This is a genomic window from Robertmurraya mangrovi, from assembly GCF_034427655.1.
GTDB classification, from domain to species: Bacteria; Bacillota; Bacilli; order Bacillales; family Cytobacillaceae; genus Robertmurraya_A; species Robertmurraya_A mangrovi.
Genome location: NZ_JAXOFX010000052.1, coordinates 1 through 507, shown reverse-complemented (window position 1 = coordinate 507; position 507 = coordinate 1). Strand labels below are relative to the sequence as shown.

Below are 507 nucleotides of genomic sequence, written 5' to 3'. Positions count from 1 at the left end.
CTAAGTTTCAAAAGCAAGCTTTTAAAACTTCGCTCGACTTGCATGTATTAGGCACGCCGCCAGCGTTCGTCCTGAGCCAGGATCAAACTCTCCAATAAAGAGTAAGATTAGCTCTTAAAAAATAATAGATTAACGTTGACGTATGATTCGTTCAGTTTTCAAAGAACAATCTTCGTTATCTTTTCTCAAAGACAACTATATTAATATAACATTTTTCATTCTCTTCGTCAACACTTTTTTAAGTTTTTCACAATAAGAATGTGTTCAACGAAGTGGATTTACATCATAACACCGTCGGTGTCATTCCGTCAACTCTTTATGCTAGGTAATAAATACCAGTTGAAAGAGATTAAAAAAGACAAAGAGGATTCTCTCTGTCTTTCGCCTGGCGACGTCCTACTCTCACAAGGGGACAGCCCCTAACTACCATTGGCGCTGAGAAGCTTAACTTCCGTGTTCGGTATGGGAACGGGTGTGACCTTCTCGCTATCGCCACCAGACTATGTA

General features: G+C 39.8%; 2 rRNA genes. Both read right to left on the bottom strand.

Annotated elements, in window-relative coordinates:
- Nucleotides 1-98: ribosomal RNA gene (locus SM124_RS24045) — 16S ribosomal RNA — on the bottom strand; the annotation flags it as partial.
- 285 nt (nucleotides 99-383) lie between these two features.
- Nucleotides 384-500 (bottom strand): 5S ribosomal RNA (gene rrf, locus SM124_RS24040).
- Between the last annotated feature and the right edge of the window lie 7 nt (nucleotides 501-507).